The following is a 23800-nucleotide window of genomic DNA, read 5'->3' as shown; positions in this document are numbered from 1 at the left end:
AGTCTGCGGCAGGTGATCGAACGGTGGAGCCGTGATCAGGTGCTCGCTCTCGCCCCCGACGCGTCCTCGCAGAAGGCCGCGCAGGGGGTTGCGGCGCCCGGAAAATGGTCGTTGCGCGGCACGACAGGCACGGTCTTGTACGGCGAGTGCAAGGGCAGCGGGGCCAAGCCTTACCTGGCCTGCGTCGACCTGACCGAGCCCGCATATCGGTGCAGTTGCCCGAGCCGGAAGTTCCCGTGCAAGCATGCGCTCGGGCTCTTGCTCATGTGGTCTGCCGACGGGGTGCCTGTTCAGGAGGGCGCGCCGCAGTGGGTCACGGAGTGGGTGGAGACGCGGGCCGAGCGGGCGGCCAAGTCGGCGGCCAAAATCGAAGCCGCACGGGCCCAGGCTCCCGACAGTGCATCCAGGTCGGAGGGGGCCAAGGCCGGTGCGGCGCGAGTCGCCCCCGCCGGTGGGGAGTCCGTTCGGCATGCCCGGGTCGCCTCCGGGTTGTCCGAGCTGGAGCGGTGGCTGGCCGACCAGGTGCGGCAGGGGCTGGCGGGAGCGGCCGAGCACGAATGGGACGGGCTGGCCAAGCGGCTCATCGATGCCCAGGCTCCCGGCGTCGCGGGCGTCGTCTCCCGGTTGTCCCGGGTGCGGTCGGAGGAGAGCTGGCCGGGGCGGCTGTTGGAGGAATACGCGCTGATCAACCTGCTGGCCGTCGCCTATCGGCGGCGAGAGGAGTTGCCCGGGTCGCTGGTCGAGACGGTGCTGATCCGTGCCGGGTTTCCCGTCACGCGGGAGGAGGTGCTGGCCGGGCCTGCCGTGCGGGATCACTGGGACGTGCTGGGCGGGCGCGACGAGGAGCAGGACCGGTTGACGGCTCGTCGGGTCTGGCTCCGCGGACGGCGTACTCGCCGGGCCGCGCTGGTGCTCTCCTTCGCGCCGCCGGGGCAGCCGTTGGACGCGTCCCTGGTCACGGGGACCACGATCGACGCCGATCTGGCCTTCTACCCTGGCGCCGCCCCGCTGCGGGCCCTGGTCGCCGATCGCCGTGGCGCCGTGCCGCCGGAGGCCGGCCCGCCCGGGATGTCGCCGGAGGAGGGGCTGGACGAGGTGGCCGGGGCGCTGACCGGGGATCCGTGGACCGAGTCCTGGCCGCTCGTCCTGGTCGGCGTGGTGCCGGAGCGGGGCTCGCTCGGCGGGCTTCCGTTGCATCCGAGAGCCCGCGATCCCTGGCGGTTGATCGCCGTGTCGGGAGGGCGGCCGGTGACCGTGGCCGCCGAATGGACTCCGCACGGGCTGCGGCCCCTGACCACGTGGGACGAAGAAGGGGCGGTGATTCTGTGAACGGCTGGGAGGAGCTCGCGTCGGCGGCGCTCGTGGGGACCGATCGCCGGCCGTACCGAGGGGACTTGCTCGAAGCCGCCGCCGTCGAAGTGGTGCGGCGGCGGGCTGGGCGGCGGCTGGGGGAGGTCGCGCCGCAGGAGCGCGCGCCCGATGAGGAGCGGGCGGCCGTCGGCCGGACGGCTGCCGAGCGGCTGGCCCGGATCATGGGCGGGGAGCACGAGAGGTTGTTGCCCGAATGGCTGGCCGCGGCCGCCGCGACGGGCCGGAGGGTACCCCCCTACGTGCTGCCCGACCTGCTCGAACGTGGGCGGCGTGACCGTTCCATCAGAGGGCATCTCGGCGTGCTGGCCGGGCAGCGCGGCAGGTGGCTGGCCGGGCTCAACTCCGACTGGGGTTATCTCCTGGAGGAGCCGACTGGGGAGACCTGGGAGCTGGGTGGGGCCGCCGACCGGCGGGCTCACCTGCGCAGGGTCAGGGCGGCCGACGCGGGCGAGGCCAGGCGGTTGCTGGAGAGCACCTGGGAGCGGGAGACGCCCGACGATCGGGCCGAGTTCGTCGAGGTGCTGGCCGATGGGCTGAGCATGGATGACGAGCCGTTCCTCGAGCAGGCGCTGGACGATCGGCGCAGGGAGGTGCGGCAGGCCGCCGCCAACCTGCTCACCAGGCTTCCCGCGTCGCGGATGTCCCAGCGGATGGCCGAGCGAGCGCGAGCCTGCGTGGCCATCGCGGGAAACGTCATCGCCATCGAGGCCCCCAAAGAGTGTGACAAGGCGATGGAACGCGACGGCATCCGTCCCAAACCGCCCAGAGGCATCGGTGAGCGGGCCTGGTGGCTGCAGCAGATCATCGCCCGCGCCCCGCTGGCGGTCTGGGACCGGCCGCCCGCCAGGCTGCTGACGATGAAGATCCCCGACTGGGACGCCGAGGTGAAGGCGGCCTGGGTACGCGCCGCCGTGCTGCAGCAGGATCCGGAGTGGGCGCGGGCGATGTTCGGGTGGGATCCGATCGCGGACCTCCTCGAATCGCTGCCGCCCGACGAGCAGCAGGAACTCGCCGCCGATTTCGTGAAAAAGCATGATTTGGACAGTCAGTTGATCATGGTGTTGGGCGGCGTGTCGTCCCACTGGCGCGAAGGGCTGGCCACGGCCGTGCTGCGCAAGATCGTAAGAGTGGCGACCACGCAGCCGTGGAACCTCGGCGAGCTGGTCAAGCTGGCCGGCGAGCACATCGACCCGGCCCTGTTCCCCCTGGCCGAGAGCTACTCGCCAGTGGAGTCCGTCCAGCAGGTCGCCGCCTTGCTGCGTTTCCGTGCAGACATGTACAAGGAGCTTGCCCGATGACCATTCTGCGCCCGCACGCCGAAGACCAGTACGCCGAGGAGCTCGCCGTGCTGGCCAAGGACGACGACCGGCCTCGGCCGCCCGGCTGGAAGTTGTCGCCCTGGGCCGTGACTCAATACATCCTGGGCGACGGCGACCGCATCACCCCCAAATACGTCGGCGCCCGCCGCATCGTCGAGGTCGCCGTGGCCACGCTGGCGACCGACCGCGCGCTGCTGCTGCTCGGCGTGCCCGGCACCGCCAAGACGTGGTTGTCGGAGCACCTGGCAGCCGCCGTCAGCGGCGACTCGACGCTGCTCGTCCAGGGCACCGCCGGCACAGCGGAAGAGGCCGTCCGGTACGGCTGGAACTACGCCAGGCTGCTGGCCGAGGGCCCGTCGATTGAGGCGCTGACCCCGTCGCCCGTGATGCGCGCGATGGCCGAGGGCCGGGTCGCCCGCGTCGAGGAGCTCACCCGCATGCCGTCCGACGTGCAGGACGCCCTGATCACCGTGCTGTCCGAGAAGACCCTGCCGATCCCCGAGCTCAACCGCGAGGTGCAGGCCGAACGCGGCTTCAACGTGATCGCCACCGCCAACGACCGCGACCGGGGCGTCAACGAGCTGTCCAGCGCCCTGCGCCGCCGCTTCAACACGGTCGTGCTGCCGGTCCCCGCCACCGCCGAGGAGGAGGTCGACATCGTCTCGCGCCGGGTCACCCAGCTCGGCCGCGCCCTGGAGCTGCCCGAGACGACCACGGGGCTGTCGGAGATCCGGCGCGTGGTGACGGTGTTCCGCGAGTTGCGCACGGGCGTCACCGAGGACGGCCGCACCAAGGTCAAGTCGCCCAGCGGCACCCTGTCCACGGCCGAGGCGATCTCCGTGCTCACCAACGGCATCGCGCTGGCCGCCCACTTCGGCGACGGCGTGCTGCGCCCGTCCGACGTGGCCGCCGGGATCATGGGCGCCGTGGTGCAGGAGCCGGTGTCGGATCGGGTGGTGTGGCGCGAATACCTGGAGACCGTGGTCCGCGAGCGTTCGGACTGGCGGGACTTCTACCGCGCGTGCCGAGAGGTCTCATGAGCGCCGACGGCACCGGCACGACGGTCGGCAAGGCGAGCGTGCTGACCGTTGGCGAGGCCAGCGTCTGGGTGCTCGGCGTGCGGCATCACGGACCCGGGTCGGCGCGGGCCGTCCTGGCCGAGCTGGAGCGGCTGACACCCGACGCGATCCTCATCGAGGGCCCGCCCGAGGCCGACGCGCTCGTCGCGCTCGCCCCCGAGCTGGAGCCGCCGGTCGCGCTGCTCGCGCACGTCCCGGGGGCGCCTGCCCGTGCCGCCTTCTGGCCGTTCGCCGGGTTCTCGCCCGAGTGGCAGGCCATCCTGTACGGCACGTCCGCCGGAATCCCGGTGCGCTTCTGCGACCTGCCCGCGGCCCATTCCCTGGCCGACGACCGCGATGATGATGAAATTCCCGACATGCGGGCCGACCCCATCGGTTCGCTGGCCGCGGCGGCCGGATACGACGATGCGGAACGCTGGTGGGAGGACGTCGTCGAACACCGCGGCGACACGCCTTTTGAAGTGATCGCCGAGGCCATGGCCGCCGTACGCGAGGGCTACCAGCCGGACGAACGCGAGGCCAGGCGCGAGGCGTACATGCGCAGAACCATCCGGGCGGCCCTCAAACAGGGCTACGCGCGGATCGCGGTGATCTGCGGGGCCTGGCACGTTCCGGCGCTGACGGGGTCGCTGCCGTCCGCCGCGGCCGACAACACGACCCTGCGCGGTCTGCCGAAGGTGAAGGCGGAGCTGACGTGGGTGCCGTGGACGTACTCGCGGCTGGCCTCCTGGAGCGGCTACGGGGCGGGGATCACCTCGCCCGGCTGGTACCACCACCTGTTCGGCGCGCCCGACCGGCCCGTGGAGCGGTGGCTGGCCGAGGCCGCGGCGGTGCTGCGGGACGAGGGGCTGGCCGTGTCGTCCGCGCACGTCATCGAGTCCGTACGCCTCGCGAACAGCCTGGCCGCCCTGCGTGGCCGCCCCCTGGCCGGGCTGGGCGAGGTCACCGAGGCGGCCAGGGCCGTGTTGTGCGAGGGCGACGACCTGGCCGTGGAGCTGATCCAGCGGCGCATGGTCGTGGGCGACCGGCTCGGTCACGTCAGCGACGGCACGCCGATGGTGCCGCTCCAGCGGGACCTGCGCGAGCAGCAGCGGCGGCTGCGGCTCAAGCCGGAGGCGCTCGACCGCGAGCTCGATCTCGACCTGCGCAAGGCCCTCGACCTGGACCGGAGCCGCCTGCTGCACCGGTTGCGGCTGCTCGGCGTGGGCTGGGGGACGCGGGGGGAGTCGCGGGGGAAGGGCACGTTCAGGGAGACGTGGACGTTGCAGTGGCGGCCCGAGCACGACCTCGCGCTCATCGAGCAGGCCGCCCTGGGCACCACCGTGCTCGCGGCCGCCGCGCAGCGGGCCACTGACCTGGCGGGGGCGGAGTCGGCGGCGCTGGCGGACCTGACGTCGCTGGTCGAGTCGTGCCTGCTGGCCGAGTTGCCGGAGGCGCTGCCCGGCGTGCTGGCCGCGCTGTCGGCCAAGGCGGCGCTGGACACCGACGTCACGCATCTGATGGCGGCGTTGCCCGCGATGGTGCGCGCCCACCGCTATGGCGACGTCCGCGGCACGTCGGCCGAGGGGCTGGCGGTGATCGTACGGTCGATGCTGGATCGGATCCGCGTCGGGCTGCCGGTGGCGGTGACGGGACTGGACGACGACGCGGCGGGAGCTCTGCTCAAGCACGTGGACGCCGTCCACACGGCCGTCGCCCTGCTCGCCGAGCCCGGCACACCCGCCGAAGAGCCTGGTTCGCCTGCCGGAGAGGTCGCGTCCGCGCAGGGCGGTGGGGCTTCGCCGAGGAGCCGGTGGCTGGTCACGCTACGGGGGATCAGCGATCGGCAGGACCTGCACGGGCTCATCGAAGGGCGGCTGACCAGGATCCTGCTGGACTCCGGCGAGCTCGACGACGCCGGTGACCGCATGTCCAGGGCCATGTCCCGCGGCCAGACCCCGGCCAGGGCGGCGGCCTGGGTCGAGGGGTTCCTGGCCGGGGGCGGGCTGCTGCTGGTGCACGATCCGCGGCTGCTGGCCCTGGTGGACGGGTGGCTCACCGGCCTGTCCGGTGACCAGTTCACCGACGTGCTGCCGCTGCTCCGCCGTACGTTCGGCGGTTTCGCCGTACCGGAGCGCAGGGCCGTCGGGGAGCGGCTGCGCTCGGCGGGGCAGGACGACGGGGAAGGGGAGCAGGACGTGGACGAGCGGCGCGCGGCGGCGGCCGTCGCCACCGTGCTGGCGATCATCGGGAGGACGGGCCAATGACCGTGGCGGACGAGCGGATGCGCCGGTGGCGGCTGGTGCTGGGCGGTGGGGACGCCGACGGCACCGGGTGCGGCCTGGAGGGCGTCGACGCGCAGATGGACGCGGCCCTGGCCGCCGTCTACGACCAGGGCAAAGACCAGGGCAACAGGGCGGGCGGCCTGGGCGCGTCCGCCCCGCGGGTGGCCCGCTGGCTGGGCGACATCCGCACCTACTTCCCCTCCACGGTCGTCCAGGTCATGCAGAAGGACGCGATCGAGAAGCTGAACCTCACCAGGCTCCTGCTGGAGCCCGAGATGCTCGAGGCCGTGCAGCCTGACGTGCATTTGGTCGGCACCCTGCTCGCGCTCAACCGGGTCATGCCCGACCAGGCCCGCGAGTCGGCCAGGGCGCTGGTGCGCACGGTCGTGGCGGAGCTCGAACGCAGGCTCGCCCAGAAGACCAGGGCGGCCGTGACGGGAGCGCTCGACCGTTCGGCCAGGACGCACCGGCCCAAGCGGGTGGCCGACATCGACTGGGACCGGACGATCCGGGCGAACCTCAAGAACTACCTGCCGGACAAGAACACGATCGTCCCCTCGCGGCTGGTCGGCTACGCCCGCAGGCAGCGGTCGGTGCAGCGCGAGGTCGTGTTGTGCATCGACCAGAGCGGGTCGATGGCGGCCTCGGTGGTCTATTCGAGCGTGTTCGGGGCGGTGCTGGCGTCGATGCGGTCGCTCAGGACGTCGCTGGTGGTGTTCGACACGGCGGTGGTGGATCTCACCGAGCAGCTGCACGATCCGGTCGAGGTGTTGTTCGGCACGCAGCTCGGCGGCGGCACCGACATCAACCGGGCCATCGCCTACGGCCAGGGGCTCATCACCAGGCCGACGAACTCCATTTTCATCCTGATCAGCGACCTCTACGAGGGCGGCGTCAGGCAGGAGATGTTGCGCCGGGTGGCGGCGATGACGCAGGCCGGCGTACAGGTGATCGTGTTGCTCGCTTTGTCCGACGAGGGCGCGCCGTTCTACGACCACGAGAACGCGGCCGCGCTGGCCGCGATGGGCGTGCCCGCTTTCGCGTGCACGCCCGACGCCTTCCCCGACCTGATGGCGGCCGCGATCGAGCGGCGCGACATCGCCCAGTGGGCCGAGCGGCACCTCAGCGCCTGAGCGCATGACAGATCAGTGTCCGGCCTGCTCGGGCCGGGCCCTGCGGGGCAGCAGGTACGACAGCGCGAACGTCAGAGCCAGCAGCCCGACCTCGACCCACACGGTCACCTGCATGGCCGAGCCGAAGCTCCACTGGCGGGCGAGCAGGTTGAAGAAGAGCGTGCCCAGCACGGCGGTGCCGAGCGCGCCGCCGAGCTGCTGGATCGCGGTCAAGGTGCCGGAGGCGGAGCCGGACTCGTGCGGCTCGACTCCGGCGAGCACGATGTCGAAGAACGGCGCCATGGTCAGCCCCATCCCGATGCCGACGAGGGCCAGCCCGGGAGCGAGCTGCCAGCCGCCGACGTCGAGCCCGGCCCAGTGGATGGTCAGGGCGAGCACGGCCGCGCCCGCCGCCATGACGGCGGTGCCGATCTGCACCAGCCCGCGGCCCAGCCTGTTTTGCAGCCCTGACATCGCCAGGCCGAAGCCGATCACGCCGCCGATCGCCTGCGGCAGCCCGGTGAGACCGGCCTGGAGCGGCGTGAAGCCGAGGCCCAGCTGCGCGTAGAGGGTGAAGACCAGGCCGAAGCCCATCAGCCCGGAGAAGAAGGCCAGGCCGGCCACCAGCCCGCCGGTGAAGGCGCGCTTGCGGAACAGGCCGGGCGTGACCAGCGGGTCCTTGCCCGACCCGGCGCGGCGGGACTCGTAGCGGCCGAACACGGCGAACACCACGATCGAGGCCGCCATCGACACGAACGTCCACGCCGGCCAGCCCAGGTCGCGGCCCTGGATGAGCGGGAAGATCAGCAGGAACGCGGCCACCGAGACGAGCGCGACGCCGACGAGGTCGAGCTTGGTGGCGTTCGAGAGGCGGTATTCGGGCAGGAAGCGGATCGCGGCCAGCGCGGCGGCCAGGCCGATCGGCAGGTTGATCAGGAAGATCATGCGCCAGCCCGTACCGAAGAAGTCGGCGTCGACCAGCCAGCCGGCCAGCACGGGGCCGCCGACGGCCGAGATGGTCATGACCGGGCCGAACATGCCGAACGCCTTGCCCAGCTCCCGCGGCGGGAACATCTCCTTGATCAGCCCGAGGCCCTGCGGGATCATCACCGCGCCGAACAGGCCCTGCAACACCCGGCTGCCGATCAGCATCTCCGGGCCGGCCGCGACCCCGCACAGCAGCGAGGCGGCGGTGAAGCCGAGCGCGCCGATCACGAACATGCGCTTCCTGCCGAACAGGTCGCCAAGCCGCCCGCCGGTGATCAGGCCGACGGCCATGGCCAGGGTGTATCCGGCGCCGAGCCACTGCACGAGGCTGTCGGAGCCGCCCAGCTCCCGCTGGATCGTGGGGGCGGCGATCGTGGTCACGAGCGCGTCGAGCAGATCCATGACCTCGGCGGCCAGGATCACGAACAGCGCGACCCAGCGCCAGCGGTAGGGCTGGACCTCGGTCGTCGCCGCTGGGGCGGTGACTGTCATGGGGGACTCCTTCGATAACGGTGTTCTATGAACGAACGCTGTTCGCTACGAACACCGTTCTAGTAGCGAACATCGTTCGTGTCAAGTACAGTGTTCGCATGGAAGGTCGCAAAGACGGAGTCCCCGTGCCCCCGTGGCGCAAGTCGCGCAAGCCGGCGCAGGTCAGGCGGCAGCTCAGCCAGGAGCTGATCGTCGAGGCCGGGTTGCGGATCCTCGACGCCGAGGGGCTCGACGCGCTGAGCATGCGACGCGTCGCCCAGGAGCTCGACACGGGTCCCGCCTCGCTCTATGTGCACGTGGCCAACAAGGACGAGCTGCTGGAGCTGGTCTACGACCGGGTGCTCGGCGAGATCGAGCTGCCCGAGCGCGATCCAGGCCGCTGGAAGGAGCAGCTGCGCGCCTACGCCATGGAGGTGCACCGCGTGCTGGGCGGCCACGCGGACCTGGCGAGGGTGGCGCTGGCCAACATCCCCACGGGGGAGAACTCCATCCGCATCGGCGAGTTCGTCTTCGGGCTGCTGATCGAGGCCGGCATGTCCCCGCGGGAGGCGTCGCTGTCGATGGACCGGCTCTCGCTGTACGTCGTCGGCGACGCGTACGAGGGCTCCCTGCACTACGCGCGGATGCGCGCGGGCGGCTTCCAGGACAAGCAGGCGTATCTCCAGGCGTTCGTCGGCCAGATCGCCGACTACTACCGGGCGCTGCCGTCGGAGCGGTTCCCGCACGTGAGCAAGTTCGTGGACGACCTGATCGCCGACGACGGCGAGGAACGTTTCCGCTACGGCCTCGACCTGTTTCTCGACGGCATCGAAGCCCGCATGCCGTAGGCCCTTCCAGCGCCTTAGGCCGAATTGCCTAGGCCCCCCGCCCGATGTGCCGACCTGGGTCGACCCCGTAGCTTGCGGCTATGACTACGACTGTTGAAGGATCTACGGCCGCCCCGGTCAGCGTGATGTCCCCGCAGTACCGGGCGATCAGCGTGGGGCTGGTCGCGCTCGTGATGCTGGTGGCCTTCGAGGCGATGGCGGTGGCCACCGCGATGCCCGTCGTGGCCCGCGACCTCGGCGGCATGCACCTGTACAACCTGGCCTTCAGCGCCACCCTGGCGGCCAGCGTGATCGCGACGGTGCTGGGCGGGCGATGGAGCGACGTGCGCGGCCCGCTGCAGCCGGTCGCGGTGGGTGTGGCGGGCTTCGTGGCGGGGCTGCTGCTGGCCGGGTTCGCGCCGAACATGGAGGTGTTCGTCGCGGGCCGGTTCGTGCAGGGGCTCGGGGCCGGGTTGATCCAGGTCGCGTTGTACGTGCTGGTGGCCAGGGTCTATCCGGGGGCCATGCATCCCAAGGTGTTCGCCCTGTTCTCGGCCGCCTGGGTGGTGCCGTCGATGGTCGGCCCCGCGATCGCCGGTTTCGTGGCCGAGAACGCCGACTGGCGGTGGATCTTCCTCGGCGTCTCCCTGATCGTCATCCCGTCCGCGCTGCTGCTCTGGCGCGGCACCGCCGCCCGGGCGCTGCAGGACGGCATCGCCGAGCCCGCCCCCGGCCTCGGCCGCAAGCTCGTCTGGGCCACGCTGACCGCCGTCGCCGCCGCCCTGATCCAGTACGGCAGCGCGCTGAAGCTCGCCGGCCTGCCGCTGCTCCTGGCCGGCGTCGTCCTGCTGGCCGTGGCCCTGCCCAAGCTGCTGCTGCCCGGCTCGCTCAGGGCCGCGCCCGGCCTGCCCACCGCCCCCGTGCTGCGCGGCCTGGTCTTCGGCTCGTTCACCGCGGCAGAGGTGCTCATCCCGCTCATGCTGAAGAACGAGCGCCACATGACCCTCACCGAGGCTGGCGTCGTGCTCACGATCGGCGCTCTCGGCTGGTCCACCGGCTCCTGGATCAAGGGCCGCGGCACGGTCAGCCACCTCACCGCCATCCGGGGCGGCGCCGCCATGATCGCCGTCGGCATCGCGATGGTGGCGCTGGTGCTGGTCGACTCCGTGCCGATCGCGGTCGCGTACGTGGCCATGGCCATCTCGGGGCTCGGCATCGGCGCGTTGCACCCCACGGTGTCCGTCCTGGTGCTGGAGATGTCGAACGAGGGCGAGGAAGGGAAGAACACGGCGGCCCTCGGCGTGGGGGAGTCGGTGTTCACCGTGGTGGCCGTGGCGGTCAGCGGCGCCCTGTTCACCGCCACGGCGGAGAACTACGGGATCGGGCTCGCGTTCGCCGTCGTACTGGCCGTGCTGGCCTTTCTGCTGGCCCCGCGTTTTGTCCGCGTCTCGCGAGCAGGCACTATGGAAGGGACTGCGGGAACCGCGTCATAAAGGGGGATACATGCCGCGAGTGCGGGAGCTTGAGGTCTTCCGGCTGGTCCTGCCGTTCGGCAGGAGGTCGGAGACCCTGCTCGTGAAGCTCACCGACCACGGCGGTATGACCGGCTGGGGCGAGGCCATCTCACCCCAGCCCAAGACCTGGTCCAGGCTGGAGGAGACGCTGGCCGCCCTGCTCATCGGGGTCGACTGGGAGCACCCCGACACCGTGCCGAGCGGCGACTCCGCGGTGGACATGGCCTGCTGGGACCTGTGGACCAGGATGCGCGGCGTGCCGCTCGCCGAGGCGATCGGCGGCACCCGCACCTCGCTCATCGCCACCGTCCGCCTGACGCCCGACCCCTCCGTGGAAAGCCTCGTGGCCCGGGTCAACCAGCAGGTCTGCGCCGGATACGGGCACGTCACGCTGGACATCCGGCCCGGATGGGACGTCGAGCCGGTACGCGCGGTGCGGCAGGCGTACCCGGCGCTGACCCTGGCCGTCGACTGCGGCAACGCCTACTCCGACCTCGGCCAGCTCGTCGCGCTCGACTCCTACGGCCTGGAGGTGATCGAGCGGCCCTTCCCCGTGGCCGACGTCTACGCGCACGCCTCGCTGCAGGACCAGGTGGCCGCCTCGGTCGCGGTCGAGGCCGGCTCGACGGGGGAGCTGGACGACTACCTGACGTTGCGGGCGGCGAAGGTGCTGCTGCTGCGGCCCGCGGCGTTCCCGTCGCTGACGGAGGCCCGCCGGGCGCACGACCGGGCCGCGGCGGCGGGCTGGGACATCCAGTGCGCGGGCGGCCAGGGGGCGGGGCTGGCCAGGGCGGCCACGGTGGCGGTGGCGAGCCTGCCCGGGTGCACGCTGCCGTGCGACGTGACGCAACCGCCGCGCCAGAACCAGATCGTCACGCCGATCGTGGGCGCCAACGCCGGCGTCATCGCCGTCCCCCTCACCCAGTCCGGGCTCGGCCACGACGTCGACGAGACCCGGCTGCGCAGGATGGCCAAGGACACGTTCTACGTGTGACGCCTGCGTGATCTCGTTCGCCCTGCCCGCACCCCACACCCGGCGTCTGCGCCCTGATCCCCCTGGTCGACGTGGCGCTGCGGCGCAAGGGCTGCACGCACGAACGCGTGTTCGCTCAGCGCGTGCTCGTCGGCCCGCTCGGCGACCGGGTGGACCTGGTAGAACTGGCCGCGAGGGCAGAACGAGGGGAGCCGTACGGGCTCCCGCTGGGAGCGGCGATGACGGGGAAAGATCCGGACGAGGACGCCATCCGGCTGGCCGGCGAGTCGCTGGCGGCGGGCGACCCGACCGGCTGGTTCGAGCGCCTCTACGCCGAGTCGGCGACCGGCGACGCCATCGTCCCGTGGGACTCGCGCTCCCCGCACTTCCTGCTGGTGGAATGGGGCTCCGAGCAGGCCGGGCGCGGGCGGGCGCTGGTGGTGGGGGCGGGGCTGGGAGACGACGCCGAATATGTGGCGGAGCTCGGCTACGAGACGGTCGCGTTCGACGTGAGCGAGTCGGCCGTCCGGCTCGCCGAGCAACGCTTTCCCGACAGCGGCGTGCTCTACCAGGTCGCCGACCTGCTGGACCCGCCCGCGCAGTGGCATCGCGCCTTCGACCTGGTCGTCGAGGTCATGACCGTGCAGGCCCTGCCGGAGGCGCTGCATGAGCGGGCCATCACCGCGGTCGCCGAGTTCGTGCGGCCCGGCGGCACACTCCTGGTGATCGCCTCCGGGAGGGAGGAGGGCGGGCCGGTGTTCGCGCCGCCGTGGCCGCTGACCCCCTCGGAGATCGCGGCCTTCGCGGCGGAAGGGCTGGAGACGGAGAAGATCGACGACCTGCGCGACGGCGAGCGCCACCGCTGGCGGGCCACTTTCCGCCGCCCCGCCTGAGCTCTATATCCCGATCGAGCCGGACCGCAGGTTGTCCCCAAGGATCTCGGCCAGGCCGTAGAAGTGGCTGCCCGCCGAGATGAGGGCGTCGCGGATGCTGTGCGCCCGCTCGGCCGCCCCTTCCCACGGGGTGCCGGCGACGATCGGGGCGAGGGCCGAGACCAGGGCGGCGGTGGCGAGCAGGTGAGCGCGGCGGCGCATGCGAACCTCCTGAAGATGACGACTTTCGCCCAGGAGATCACGAGCGGGTCCCGCACGGCCGCGCCGCCACAGGGGCACGGCGGGTTCTTTACCGAAGGTCCGCGGAAGGCCTAGGCCTTCAGACGGGGCTTGCGGCCAAGCGTGATGGTTGCCTGAATCACCAATATTATGGACTTGCGAGTCCATTTTTCTGTCCATACGTTGACAGCTGTCCAGTGGATGCCCAGACAGTGAGAGAAGGTTCCCCATGCACGCGATCTTCGTAGGCAATTACGGCGGCCCAGAGGTCATGACCTGGACCGAACTGCCGGACCCGGTGCCGGGCCCGGGAGAGGCGCTCGTCCGGGTCGGCGTCGCAGGGGTGAACTACATGGACACCGGCGCCCGCACGACGCCCCTGCCCGGCTGGTCGATCCCCACCGTCCTGGGAGTGGAGGGAATGGGGTACGTCACCGCCCTCGGTGGCGGCGTACTGGACCTTGCCGTTGGGGATCGCGTCGCCTGGTACTACCACAAGGGCAGCTACGCGGAGCAGGTCGCTGTCCCCGCGGACTCCCTGGTGAAGGTCCCCGAATACGTGGATGACGAGACAGCCGCCGCGGTGATGATGCAAGGGCTGACTGCCAACCACTTCACCACCGAGACCTATCCGATCAAGCCGGGTGACACGGCCGTCGTGCACGCCGCCGCCGGCGGGGTCGGGCTCATGCTGACCCAGATGATCAAGGCCAGGGGTGGCGCCGTCATCGGCCTGGTCTCCCGTGAGGAGAAGGTCGCCATCGCGAAGGAGGCCGGCGCCGACCTCGTCCTGGTCTCCAGCGGTGGTGGCTTCGAGGACCGGGTGAAGGACCTCACCGGCGGCGAGGGCGCGCACGTCGTGTACGACGGCGGCGGAGCACCGACGTTCCGCTCGTCGCAGCTGGCCCTGCGCCGTCACGGCGTGCACGCCTACTACGGTCCCTTCATGGGCGTCCCCTCGCTCACCCCGATGGAACTGCCCAGCAGCATCCTGCTGTCCTACCCGACCGTCGCCGACCATGTGCCCACGCGTGACGCGCTGCTGGAGCGCACTGCCGAGGTCTTCGACTTTGTCAGGAAGGGACAGCTGAAGCCGCGCATCGGAGAACGCTACGCCCTCGCGGACGCGGCGCGGGCGCACGAGGACCTCGAATCACGCCGTACGACAGGAAAGCTGCTGCTCCTGCCCTGACGGCGACGTGGACTGGCCGTCTTCAGCCGCCCGCAGCCGCATGATCCCCCAGTCGAGCGCGGCCCGCAGATGAGTGGACTCCCCGGTGGACAACATGATCGACACACCGCCCTGGACCGCGGCGAGCAGGGCGGCGGCGGTCTCGTCCACATCGAACGACATCGGCAGCCGGCCGTTTCGCTGCAACGCCCTGATGCCTTCGGCCAGAGCCTCCTGCCACTTCCTCAGCAGTTCGACGACGATGCCCCGCGCGCCCGGCGTGGACCGCCCGACCTGCAGGAACAACGAACCCAGCGGGCACTGGTCCCCCTGCGACTCGTAGCGCTCCACGACGGCGTCCCGCCACCGGTACCAGGCGTCCCAGGAGTCGAGACACCCCAGGTGCGGCTGCTGATCGTCCAGCACCCTATCGGCCTCGTACTGCGCGACCGCGAGCAACAACGCGTCCTTCCCGTCGGGGAAGTAGTGGAAGAGCTGGCTCTTGCTCGTGCCGGTCCGCAGCCGGATGTCATCCAGGGTCGTGATCGCCACCCCCTGCTCCCGCAGGACCTCGGCGGCGCCTTCGACGATACGCGCCCGCGTGGCCTGCCCTTTCGGTGTCAGGGCACGTTGCATGGTTCCACTCCAAATTGGACTGATGGGTTCATTCCATGACGAGTGTAGCCACGGCGGGAGTCGCCTCCCCGGCAACCGAGCTAGGTCAAGGCGGCTTCCAGGAGGAGGGTGCCGGCTCCTCGCAAGGCCGCGTCCCGGCCCGCCCTTGCCGGGGCTATCTCCAGGTCTCTGGTCGCCAAGGGTAGGCAGCGTTCCCATACCGCTGCTCTGATCGAGGTGATCAAGGGTTCGGCCGCCGACAAACTGCCCCCCACCGCCACCACGTCCGGGTTGAAGAAGTTCACCAGGACGGTCAGGACCTCTCCTATGCGGCGGCCCGCGTTGCGTATCAGACTGGTGGCTTCCGGGATGGCGTCGTTGACCAGGGTGACGATGTCGGCTGGGCGGGTCACCGCGATCCCGGCTTCGGCCAGGGTGGACATCAGGGCGGCGCCGCTGGCGTAGGCCTCCAGGCAGTCCGGGTGGCCGCAGGCGCACAGGATCGAGGAGTCCGAGCGGACCCTCACATGGCTGATGTCCCCGGCCGCGCCTCTGCCTCTGTGCAGGTGGCCGTTGACTATGACGCCGCAGCCGATGCCCGTGCCTGCCTTCACCACCATGAGGTTCTGGCTGCCCGGCCACCACCGCGCCTCGCCCGCGGCCATCAAGTTGGCGTCGTTCTCCACGAGGATCGGGAGGTCGTAGCGGGTGGCGAGGTGGTCGGCGACCGGGAACTCGTTCCAGCCGGGCATGCGCGACGGGGTGACCACGCGCCGGGTCGCCGGGTCCACCGGGCCGGGGATGCCGGTGCCCACCCCGCGCAGGGGCACCGAGGGTGGTACGTGTTCGGCCAGCAGGACGTCGAACGCGTCCGCGATGCGGTCCAGGGTGGCCTGCGGGCCGTCGGCGATCTCGCACGACTGCTCGACGATCACGAGCGGGGTGCCGCTGAGGTCCAGCAGACCCAGTCGTACGTGGTGGGCGCCCAGGTCGGCGACCGCCAGCACGCCTGCCTCGGGGGAGAGGCGCAGGCGGCGGGGGCGGCGGCCGCCTCGGGAGGTGCCGGAGCCCTCCTCGGCCAGGAGGCCCGCGTCTATGAGCTCCTCGACGCGGAGTGAGACGCTGGACGCGGCCAGGCCGGATAAGCGGGCCAGGTCGGCGCGTGACTCGGCCCTGCCGGTGGCGACGAGTCGCAGCAGGTCTCCCTGTGCCCCCTGCACGGGCAGCCGCTGGTTCATGTCAGATACCTACCATGTCCGGACTTACGCCGACAACCTATTGACTTGCTACGAAATTTCCCACTACGGTCCCGCTTATCTTCGAAATCGAAGGAAGTGAGCTGTTCATGAAGAGGTTTGTCGCCGTCGCCGCCATCTCCCTGTTAGCCCTGGCGGCCTGCGGTGAGTCGAGCAGCCCAGCCGTGCCGGGGGCGGTGGAGTCCAAGGCCGACGTGCTGGCCAAGGCACCGGTCGCGACCGCGGCCGAGCTCCTGCCCGGCTCGACCATGGAGAAGATCAAGCAGCGCGGCGAGCTCCTCGTGGGCGGTTCGCTGGACGCGCCCCTGCTCTCCCAGCAGAACCCGGCCACCGGCGAGATCGAGGGGTTCGACGCGGAGATGGGCAGGGCGCTGGCCAAGTACATCCTCGGCGAGCCCAAGGTCAAGATCGTCAACTCGGCGTCGGAGACCCGGGAGGCGCTGCTCGCCAACGGGACCGTGGACGTGGTCTTCCAGACGTACACGATCACCGAGGAACGGGCGAAGCAGGTGGCGTTCGCGGGCCCGTACTACACCTCGGGGCTGACGATCGCGGTCAAGAAGGGCACGACGGGCATCGCCAAGCCGGAGGACCTGAACGGCAAGAAGGTCCTGGCGGGCGCGAACACCCCGGCCATCCCCGCGATCAAGAAGCTGGCGCCGCAGGCGGAGATCATCACGTTCGGCAGTGACCCCGAATGCATCCAGGCGCTCAAGCAGGACCGGGGCGTGGCGTACGTACAGGATGAGACGATCCTCATCGCCGACGCCCAGAAGGATTCGTCGATCCAGATCGTGACGAAGCCCTTCACCGTGGACCCGTACGGGATCGGGCTCAAGCACGGCGACGACCAGTTCAAGGCCTTCACCAACGCCTGGCTGAAGAAGCTGCAGGACGCCGGCGTCTGGCAGGACATCTGGAAGAAGTCCATCGGCACCGTCGTGACCGGCGAGGCACCTCAGCCGCCGCAGATCGGTTCGGTCCCGGGGTCCTGATGCCCGTTCTCCTCGAGCACCTGCCCGAGTTGTGGCAGGGGCTGATCGTGACGTTCCAGCTCACCGCCGTGTCGTTCGCCGGCGCGGCGGTGCTGGGGGTGCTGGTCTGCGCCCTGCGCGTCAGCCCGGTACGGGTGTTGCGGGCCCTCGGCACCGCGTACGTGGAGGCGTTCCAGAACCTGCCGCTGCTCGTGCTGCTCGTCCTGGCCGTCTTCGGCCTGCCGGAGATCGGCATCCAGGCCGACCTGCTGGTGACGGCGTTCATCGTCATCGCCGTCTACGAGGCCGCGTATATCGGCGAGGCCCTGCGTTCGGGCGTGAACTCCGTTCATAAGGGCCAGGGCGAGGCGGCACGGGCGATCGGGCTGACGTTCGGCCAGTCGTTGCGGCACGTCATCCTGCCGCAGGCGCTGCGCACGGTCGTGCAGCCGCTCGGCAACATCTTCATCGCCACGACCATGAACACCTCCCTCGCCGCGGCCGTCGGCGTCGTCGACCTGACCGCCGCCGCGAACCGGGTGAACCTCGTCGAGGCCCAGCCGATCCCGATCTTCGTGGGCGCGGGCCTGGCGTACGCGCTGATCGCCGCCGCCGCCGGCTTCGTCACCGGCAGGCTCGAACGCAAGCTGGTGATCCTGCGATGACCGTCCTGTTCGACGAGCCGGGGCCGAAGGCGAAGCGGCGCATCCGGGTCGCCACCGTCCTGGGCGCGCTGGCCGCCGTCGCGCTCGCCGTGCTGGCCGTGCGGCAGTTCGCGGCGAACGGGCAGCTCGACGCCGCCCGCTGGCAGCCGTACGCGACCTGGCCCATGTGGCGATATCTCCTGACAGGTCTGTGGTCCACGTTCCTGGCGGCCGTCGTGTCCGCGGCCCTGTCGATGGCGTTCGGCCTGGTCCTGGCCCTGGGACGGCTCTCGCCGCGGGCATGGGTGCGCGGCCCGGCCACCGCCTATGTCGAGGTGGTCAGGACGATCCCGGCGTTGCTGCTGGTGTACGTGGTGCTGTTCGCGCTGCCGCGCTACGGGCTGGACCTGCCGCTGTTCTGGAAGCTGACGGTGCCGCTGACGGTCTCGAACGCGGCCGCCTTCGCCGAGATCTTCCGCGCCGGCATCAACTCCATCGAACGCGGCCAGACCGAGGCGGGCCTGGCCGTCGGCCTCACGCGGTTCCAGACGATGCGCCTGATCGTGTTGCCCCAGGCCGCCCGCCGCGTGTTGCCGTCGATCGTGAGCCAGTCGGTCGGCCTGCTCAAGGACACCTCGCTCGGCTTCGTCGTCAGCTACGGCGAGTTGCTCTACAGCGGCAAGGTCCTGGCCGCCTACAACGGCCTGCTCATCCAGACGTACCTGGTCGTCGCGCTGGTCTACCTGGTGGTCAACGCGTCGTTGTCCAAGCTGGCCCGCACGCTGGAGGCCCGCCAGCCCGCCACGCTCAGAAGGAGACCCGCAGGTGCCTGAACTCGTCGCGCTCGCCGAGGTGATCCGCTCGGGATTCGTGGAGAGCGTCCACTACGGCAGCGCCGTCGGCCTCGGCCCGTCGGGGCGCGCCGAGGTGGCGCTCGGCCGGGTGGACGCGCCGGTGCTGCCACGCTCGTCGGCGAAGCCGTTCCAGGCGCTGGCCTGCCTCACTGCGGGCGCCGGAGCTCGGGCCCTGGCCGGGCCGCGGCTGGCCATCGCGGCGGGCAGCCACACGGGCGAGGACTTCCACGTACGCCTGGTACGCGAGCTGCTCGACGACTACGGCCTGGACTTCGCCGCGCTGGCCTGCCCGCCGTCGTGGCCGGAGGACCAGGCCACCATGTACGAGCTGATCAGGCAGGGCCAGGACGTCTCCCGCGAGCGCATGAACTGCTCCGGCAAACACGCCGCCATGCTCGCCGCCTGCGTGGCCAACGGCTGGGACGTCCCGTCGTACCTGTCGGCCGCTCATCCCCTGCAGCTCCAGGTGCGTTCGGTCACCGAGGAACTGGCGGGGGAGAAGGCCGCGCACGTGGCGGTGGACGGGTGCGGGGCGCCGCTGTTCGGGTTGTCGCTGACGGGGCTGGCGCGGGCCGTGCAGGCTCTGGTGCTGGCCGCGCCGGGCAGCGCGCCGCGCCAGGTCGCGGACGCGATGCGCGAGCACCCCGAGTACGTCGGCGGCACCGGCCACCAGAACACCGAGCTGATGCGGGCACTGCCGGGCGCCCTGGCCAAGGGCGGCGCGGAGGGCGTGCTGGTCGTGGCGCTGGCGTCGGGCCACTCGGTGGCGGTGAAGGTCATCGACGGCAGCCCGCGCGCCACGACGGCCATCGCCCTGGCCGTGCTGCGCCAGATGGGGTGTGACGTCACATCTGCGGCGGCGTTCGAGACCGTGGACGTACTCGGCGGCGGCGTACCGGTGGGCCGGATCGTCGCCAGGTCATAGACCCCCGGCTCCGCAGCCTTCCGTGAGGCCCTTGGCCGGGTTCTGGCTGGGTTGTTTCGCAGGCTTCTTCGGGGACTTCTTCGGCGAAGGTGAAATCGACGGTGAAGGGTCGGCGGAGGCCGTGGCGGCGATGGCCGGGTTCGGGCGGGAGGAGTCGCGGATGGCTTTCGTGGCGATGTCGCGGATCTTCGCCCAGTCCGGGTAGCCGGTGTTGATCAGCGGGGGCACGAACTGCACGCTTGACACCTTGGCGTTCTTGACCTTCAGCGCCAGCGGCACCAGGTCCTTGAGCATCGGCCGCGGGATGTCGGTCCTGATCAGCTCCTTGGTGGCCAGCGCGATCTTGTTGAACCTGGTCAGCACCGTGCCCGGGTCCGCCTGGTCGAGCAGGGCGCCGAGCACGCACCGCTGGCGGCGCATCCGGGTGAAGTCGTCGCTGTAGGTGCGCGAGCGGGCGTACCACATCGCGTCCGCGCCCTTGAGCTTGCGCGTGCCGGCCTTGACCAGGCCCTCGTTGTACTTGCCGAACACCACGTCCTGCTCGACGGTGATCCTGATGCCGCCGATGGCGTCGATGAGGCGGGCGAAGCCCCACATGTTCACCAGGGCGTACCAGTCGACCTTGACGCCGAGGGTGTAGCCGATCGTGTCCATCAGCACCTTGGGGCCCTGGTGCTGCTTGCCGCCGAAGATCTCCGGGTGCGCGTCGGCGTACTCCCAGACGCTGTTGAGCAGGTCGCTGCGCCCGCCCGCGGCGTCGGGCGGCAGCCGGAACCCGCTGGGGAAGCGCTGGGCCATCGGCGTGCCGGGGCGGAAGCGCACGTCCTCCAGGTTGCGCGGCAGGCTGAACAGCACGGTGTTGCCGGTCTTCACGTCGATGGTGGCCAGGTTCATGCTGTCGGTACGCACGCCGATCCGGTTGTCGTCGGCGTCGCCGCCCAGGAGCAGGATGTTCACCCGCTGCCGCCCCGCCCACGGGTCCTCCGGCTTGTCCTGGGCCGCCGGAGGGGAATCCTCGTCGGGCGGCGTGTCCTGGAAGATGCCGTTGAGCGCCTGCTGCGAGGTCCACACGATATTCCCGACCACCCCGAACGGCACCACCACCACGACCGCCAGCAGCCCCGCCACCGTGCCGGTGAGGATCTGCCCGGTCTGCGGCAGCCGCCCGGGCCGCAGCACCACGAACGAGTGCACGATCAGGGCGAACCACGCCATCCCCAGCACAGCGGCGCCCACGATGATCGCCGTCATCCAGGAGTTCTCGGTCAGCGAACCCAGCAGGTTGTCGGTCGTCAGCACCAGGGCGAGCAGCGCCAGCAGCCCGGCCGCGTAGCAGGAGATCAGGACGAGGCCGGTCTTGCGCCAGCCGGCGCGCAGATGAGCGGCCCCGGGGGCCAGTGCGCCCAGCACCAGCCAGCCGAGGACCGCTCCGGCGCTCACCGGTTCCTTTGCCTGCACGCCATCCCCGTTTCCCCGAACTCCACCGTAGGTGATCCGCCACGTGAGCTGGGCCGTTGGACGCGGCCCACCTTAGGTATGAATTGAGGCGGCAGCCTACGCACTGAATACGAAATATGTCTTTATCGGAGGGTGAACATCAGTAACCGAATAAGATTCGGGGCATGGCCTTCTCTGACATCGAGTACGGCGTGGCCGATCGGGTGGCCACGATCACATTGAATCGTCCGGTGCGGCTCAACGCCTTCACCTTTGCCATGCGTGGAGAGTTGATCGAGGCATTCGACCTCGCGGACGCCGACGACGCGGTGGAGGGCGTGACGGCGTTCCTGGAGAAGCGGCCGGCCGAATTCCCATGAAGGCCAGCGCCGACCTGCCACCCGGGGTGCCCTCCTGGCCGGACACTCCCTATCGTGTCTAGCATGTACGAGATCACCGTGCTCCCCCTGCCGGACGACTTCGAGGGCGAGGTCGTCGCGACGCTGGTCTCCAGGACGGCCGGGTCCCGCCGGGCGGTGCTCTACCTGCACGGGTTCACCGACTATTTCTTCCAGGACCACCTGGCCGCGCACTACATCGATCGCGGCATCGACTTCTACGCGCTCGACCTGCGCAAATACGGGCGCTCGCTGCTGCCGCACCAGACCAGGGGCCTCATCAGGAGCGTAACCGACTACTTCCCCGAGATCGACGAGGCCGTCCGCGTCATCAGGCAGGATCACGACGAGCTGACGATCAACGCCCACTCGACCGGCGGCCTGATCGCGCCCCTGTGGGCCGACCGGGTCCGCGGCCGGGGCCTGGTGCAGGGTCTCGTGCTCAACAGCCCGTTCTTCGACCTGAACGTGCCCACGCCGCTCCGCCTGGCCGCCGACCTGCTCAGGACGCCGCTCTCGTACACCCGCAGGGCGCTTCCCCTGGGCATCAGCACCGTCTACGGGCAGACCCTGCACCGCAGCGAGCAGGGCGAGTGGGACTACGACCTGGAGCTCAAGCCGCTGGCCGGGTTCTCGGTGCACGCCATGTGGCTGGCCGCCATCCGCCGCGCGCAGCGGCGGCTGCACGCGGGGTTGGCGGTGGACGTCCCGGTCCTGGTGCTGGCCTCGTCCACCGGGCTGCGGGTACGCGACTTCGTGCCGGAGGCGCGCTCTGCCGACGTCGTGCTCGATCCCCGGCAGATCGCCCGCTGGTCCACCGCGCTCGGGCCGCACGTCACGTGTGTGCGCATCGCCGACGGCGTACACGATCTGGTGTTGTCCGCGGAGCCGGTGCGCAAGCAGGTGTTCGCCGAGCTGGACCGCTGGATGAACGCTTTCGTCTACCAGGGGAACGAGAACAACCCGTAGTAGGCCGCCGCCACCATCAGCAGGCCGGTGCCGCCGAGCACGCCCGCGACCGCCACGTGCTGCCAGCGGCTCGGCTGCATGCCCTCGCGCAGCGCCGCCACGAACGCCGCCACCGCCGTGACCTCCTGGATCAGCATCAGCACGGCCAGCACGCGCACGACCAGCCAGCCGGCCAGCACGGCCGGCCAGGCGCCCGCCTGGTTGATCGAGAACATCACCAGCACGGTGATGAACGCCCCCACCGACACCAGCAGGCCGAGGCTGGTCCACGCCATCCTGACCAGCCGCCGCCGGATCGGCGGCCACAACCGGGCGTTCGTGTCGACGGGGGTGCGGGGACGGCCGCGCAGGCGTACCACCATGGCGGCCACGGGGCCCGCCACGTAGCCGACGGCGGCCAGGCAGATCGTCAGGCCGAGCATCGTGCCGCCCGCGTACCAGGGGGCGGCGGGCACGTCGCTGGCCTCGAACCGCTGCACCGGCGTGGCCCCCGCCATGTGCACCGCCGACTTGGCCGTGCCGGGCAGGCCCTTGATCCAGTTGGTGAGCGTCTCCAGGTAGCCCTTGGTGAACTCGCCGCCGTTGACCCGCATGGCGTGATCGCCCTTGGCCATGAACCGGATCGTGTAGTTGTCGTTGCCCGCCTTGTGCAGGGCCGTGACGAGCGCCTGGGTGGATTCGACGAAGGGGATCGAGGGGTCGGTCGTGCCGTAGAACGCCAGGACCGGTTGCTTGATCCGGCTTAACGCGGGCATCGCGTCGTAACGCAGGAAGTTGAAGCCGACCCCGCCCATCGCCCTGGTCAGCAGGTCACGCGAGCCGATCGGGGCGCGCAGCCGGAGCAACTGCTCGTTCAGGGCCCAGGCGACCTGGCGGAGCGGGGAGACGTTCGGCGACGACACCAGCACGATGAATCCCACCGCCGAGCTCTTGGCGGCGGCGATCGGCACCACCCAGCCGCCCTCGCTGACGCCCCACACCCCGATGCGCGTGGGGTCCACCTCGGGGACTGTGCGCAGGTATTCGACCATGCGCAGGGCGTCGTCGGCGAGCAGCCCGAAGTCCCTGTCGCGGAAGTTGTAGCCGATCGTGCGCTTGTCGAACGCGATCGTCACCACCCCCGCCTTGGCCAGGAACTCGGCCTGCGGCGTGAACTCGGTCCGCGACCCGTTCCCCGACCCCGACACGAACACCATCGCCGGATGCCGCCCCGGCGTGAGCGGCGTCCGGAGCGTGCCGAACAGGCGCTGCCCCTCCGCGGGGACGGAGATCTCCTGCCTGCGGATGGTATCGACGGCCACCACCGGCGCCAGCTCGCGTGCCGGCTGCGCCGGGATCGACTGGAAGGCTGGATCCACCTTGAGCGGCGGCGGGTCGAACGCGGGTGGCAACACGTATCCGACCGTCGCGAGAGCCACCAGCGCCAGACCGGCGGCGACGCTCAAGGTGCCACGGCCAGTGCGCATTGGCCTCCCCGTCTGCGTTGGTTTGCCCGCCGATCTTCCAGCCTACTCCCGGCGCGTGGGAC

At 70.8% G+C, this 23800-nt stretch carries 22 protein-coding genes; 16 read left to right on the top strand and 6 right to left on the bottom strand.

Features of this window, described 5'->3' with window-relative positions; translation table 11 throughout:
- Nucleotides 1-12 precede the first annotated feature (12 nt).
- The 5 genes from ACFLIM_RS26600 to ACFLIM_RS26580 are packed head-to-tail and all read left to right on the top strand — an operon-like array spanning nucleotide 13 to nucleotide 7166.
- On the top strand, nucleotides 13-1329 hold the full coding sequence (locus ACFLIM_RS26600; protein WP_393169912.1) for an SWIM zinc finger family protein: 1317 nt from the start codon (nucleotides 13-15) through the stop codon (nucleotides 1327-1329).
- A complete protein-coding gene (locus ACFLIM_RS26595) occupies nucleotides 1326-2669 on the top strand; it encodes a DUF5691 domain-containing protein (protein WP_393169910.1) in 1344 nt (447 codons plus the stop codon). The genes ACFLIM_RS26600 and ACFLIM_RS26595 overlap by 4 nt, the downstream gene beginning before the upstream one ends.
- Nucleotides 2666-3730 (top strand): AAA family ATPase, encoded by a 1065-nt coding sequence (locus ACFLIM_RS26590; RefSeq protein ID WP_393169908.1) that lies wholly within the window; start codon nucleotides 2666-2668, stop codon nucleotides 3728-3730. Before ACFLIM_RS26595 ends, ACFLIM_RS26590 begins: the two co-directional genes overlap by 4 nt.
- Nucleotides 3727-6015, top strand: coding sequence for a DUF5682 family protein (locus ACFLIM_RS26585; RefSeq protein WP_393169906.1), 2289 nt, complete (start codon nucleotides 3727-3729; stop codon nucleotides 6013-6015). The genes ACFLIM_RS26590 and ACFLIM_RS26585 overlap by 4 nt, the downstream gene beginning before the upstream one ends.
- Nucleotides 6012-7166 carry a VWA domain-containing protein gene (locus ACFLIM_RS26580; RefSeq protein WP_393169904.1) on the top strand — a complete coding sequence of 385 codons (1155 nt, stop codon included), beginning with the start codon at nucleotides 6012-6014 and terminating at the stop codon, nucleotides 7164-7166. The genes ACFLIM_RS26585 and ACFLIM_RS26580 overlap by 4 nt, the downstream gene beginning before the upstream one ends.
- Nucleotides 7167-7178: 12 nt before the next feature.
- Here the strand turns inward: ACFLIM_RS26580 and ACFLIM_RS26575 are convergent, their stop codons facing one another.
- Nucleotides 7179-8624 carry an MFS transporter gene (locus tag ACFLIM_RS26575; RefSeq protein WP_393169902.1) on the bottom strand — a complete coding sequence of 482 codons (1446 nt, stop codon included), beginning with the start codon at nucleotides 8622-8624 and terminating at the stop codon, nucleotides 7179-7181.
- Between the two features lie 98 nt (nucleotides 8625-8722).
- Between ACFLIM_RS26575 and ACFLIM_RS26570 the strand changes: the two genes are divergently transcribed.
- The 4 genes from ACFLIM_RS26570 to ACFLIM_RS26555 all read left to right on the top strand — a co-directional run bounded on the left by ACFLIM_RS26570 (nucleotide 8723) and on the right by ACFLIM_RS26555 (nucleotide 12810).
- The gene (locus ACFLIM_RS26570) at nucleotides 8723-9451 is read left to right on the top strand and encodes a TetR/AcrR family transcriptional regulator (protein ID WP_393169900.1); all 729 of its coding nucleotides are present in this window, start codon (nucleotides 8723-8725) and stop codon (nucleotides 9449-9451) included.
- 80 nt (nucleotides 9452-9531) lie between these two features.
- On the top strand, nucleotides 9532-10923 hold the full coding sequence (locus ACFLIM_RS26565; RefSeq protein WP_393169898.1) for an MFS transporter: 1392 nt from the start codon (nucleotides 9532-9534) through the stop codon (nucleotides 10921-10923).
- 10 nt (nucleotides 10924-10933) lie between these two features.
- Entirely contained in the window at nucleotides 10934-11938 is a 1005-nt protein-coding gene (locus tag ACFLIM_RS26560; RefSeq protein WP_393169896.1) for an enolase C-terminal domain-like protein, read from the top strand.
- 71 nt (nucleotides 11939-12009) lie between these two features.
- Nucleotides 12010-12810 carry a class I SAM-dependent methyltransferase gene (locus tag ACFLIM_RS26555; protein ID WP_393169895.1) on the top strand — a complete coding sequence of 267 codons (801 nt, stop codon included), beginning with the start codon at nucleotides 12010-12012 and terminating at the stop codon, nucleotides 12808-12810.
- A gap of 3 nt (nucleotides 12811-12813) precedes the next feature.
- Here ACFLIM_RS26555 and ACFLIM_RS26550 read toward each other — a convergent pair whose 3' ends face one another.
- Nucleotides 12814-13011, bottom strand: coding sequence for a hypothetical protein (locus ACFLIM_RS26550; protein WP_393169893.1), 198 nt, complete (start codon nucleotides 13009-13011; stop codon nucleotides 12814-12816).
- A gap of 247 nt (nucleotides 13012-13258) precedes the next feature.
- Between ACFLIM_RS26550 and ACFLIM_RS26545 the strand changes: the two genes are divergently transcribed.
- Nucleotides 13259-14221 (top strand): quinone oxidoreductase family protein, encoded by a 963-nt coding sequence (locus ACFLIM_RS26545; RefSeq protein ID WP_393169891.1) that lies wholly within the window; start codon nucleotides 13259-13261, stop codon nucleotides 14219-14221.
- Here the strand turns inward: ACFLIM_RS26545 and ACFLIM_RS26540 are convergent.
- Together ACFLIM_RS26540 and ACFLIM_RS26535 are read right to left on the bottom strand one after the other, a co-directional pair.
- Complete coding sequence (locus ACFLIM_RS26540) at nucleotides 14183-14836, bottom strand: TetR/AcrR family transcriptional regulator (RefSeq protein ID WP_393169889.1); 654 nt, start codon at nucleotides 14834-14836, stop codon at nucleotides 14183-14185. The two genes, ACFLIM_RS26545 and ACFLIM_RS26540, sit on opposite strands and share 39 nt — an antisense overlap.
- Before the next feature lie 80 nt (nucleotides 14837-14916).
- Nucleotides 14917-16053 (bottom strand): ROK family transcriptional regulator, encoded by a 1137-nt coding sequence (locus ACFLIM_RS26535; protein ID WP_393169887.1) that lies wholly within the window; start codon nucleotides 16051-16053, stop codon nucleotides 14917-14919.
- Nucleotides 16054-16160: 107 nt separating this feature from the next.
- On the opposite strand from ACFLIM_RS26535, the gene ACFLIM_RS26530 reads away from it, so the two are divergent.
- From ACFLIM_RS26530 to ACFLIM_RS26515, 4 genes are read left to right on the top strand one after another with little or no spacing between them, the layout of a single operon-like run.
- Complete coding sequence (locus ACFLIM_RS26530) at nucleotides 16161-17066, top strand: glutamate ABC transporter substrate-binding protein (RefSeq protein WP_393169885.1); 906 nt, start codon at nucleotides 16161-16163, stop codon at nucleotides 17064-17066.
- Entirely contained in the window at nucleotides 17066-17710 is a 645-nt protein-coding gene (locus ACFLIM_RS26525; RefSeq protein WP_393169883.1) for an amino acid ABC transporter permease, read from the top strand. The genes ACFLIM_RS26530 and ACFLIM_RS26525 overlap by 1 nt, the downstream gene beginning before the upstream one ends.
- Entirely contained in the window at nucleotides 17707-18522 is an 816-nt protein-coding gene (locus ACFLIM_RS26520) for an amino acid ABC transporter permease (RefSeq protein WP_393169881.1), read from the top strand. Before ACFLIM_RS26525 ends, ACFLIM_RS26520 begins: the two co-directional genes overlap by 4 nt.
- Nucleotides 18515-19468, top strand: coding sequence for an asparaginase (locus ACFLIM_RS26515; protein WP_393169879.1), 954 nt, complete (start codon nucleotides 18515-18517; stop codon nucleotides 19466-19468). Before ACFLIM_RS26520 ends, ACFLIM_RS26515 begins: the two co-directional genes overlap by 8 nt.
- On the opposite strand, the gene ACFLIM_RS26510 is transcribed toward ACFLIM_RS26515, so the two are convergent.
- Entirely contained in the window at nucleotides 19463-20926 is a 1464-nt protein-coding gene (locus ACFLIM_RS26510; protein ID WP_393169877.1) for an LCP family protein, read from the bottom strand. The genes ACFLIM_RS26515 and ACFLIM_RS26510 overlap by 6 nt on opposite strands.
- A gap of 164 nt (nucleotides 20927-21090) precedes the next feature.
- Here ACFLIM_RS26510 and ACFLIM_RS26505 point away from each other — a divergent pair, with 164 nt between their 5' ends.
- Together ACFLIM_RS26505 and ACFLIM_RS26500 are read left to right on the top strand one after the other, a co-directional pair.
- Entirely contained in the window at nucleotides 21091-21285 is a 195-nt protein-coding gene (locus tag ACFLIM_RS26505) for a hypothetical protein (RefSeq protein WP_393169875.1), read from the top strand.
- Between the two features lie 63 nt (nucleotides 21286-21348).
- On the top strand, nucleotides 21349-22272 hold the full coding sequence (locus ACFLIM_RS26500) for an alpha/beta hydrolase (protein ID WP_393169874.1): 924 nt from the start codon (nucleotides 21349-21351) through the stop codon (nucleotides 22270-22272).
- On the opposite strand, the gene ACFLIM_RS26495 is transcribed toward ACFLIM_RS26500, so the two are convergent.
- Nucleotides 22245-23738: an alpha/beta hydrolase family protein gene (locus tag ACFLIM_RS26495; protein ID WP_393169872.1), complete on the bottom strand. Its 1494-nt coding sequence runs from the start codon at nucleotides 23736-23738 to the stop codon at nucleotides 22245-22247. The genes ACFLIM_RS26500 and ACFLIM_RS26495 overlap by 28 nt on opposite strands.
- Nucleotides 23739-23800: the final 62 nt, after the last annotated feature.

Origin of the sequence: Nonomuraea marmarensis, assembly GCF_043197025.1 — a bacterium.
GTDB lineage: Bacteria > Actinomycetota > Actinomycetes > Streptosporangiales > Streptosporangiaceae > Nonomuraea > Nonomuraea marmarensis.
This window is presented reverse-complemented; position numbering and strand designations above follow the sequence as displayed.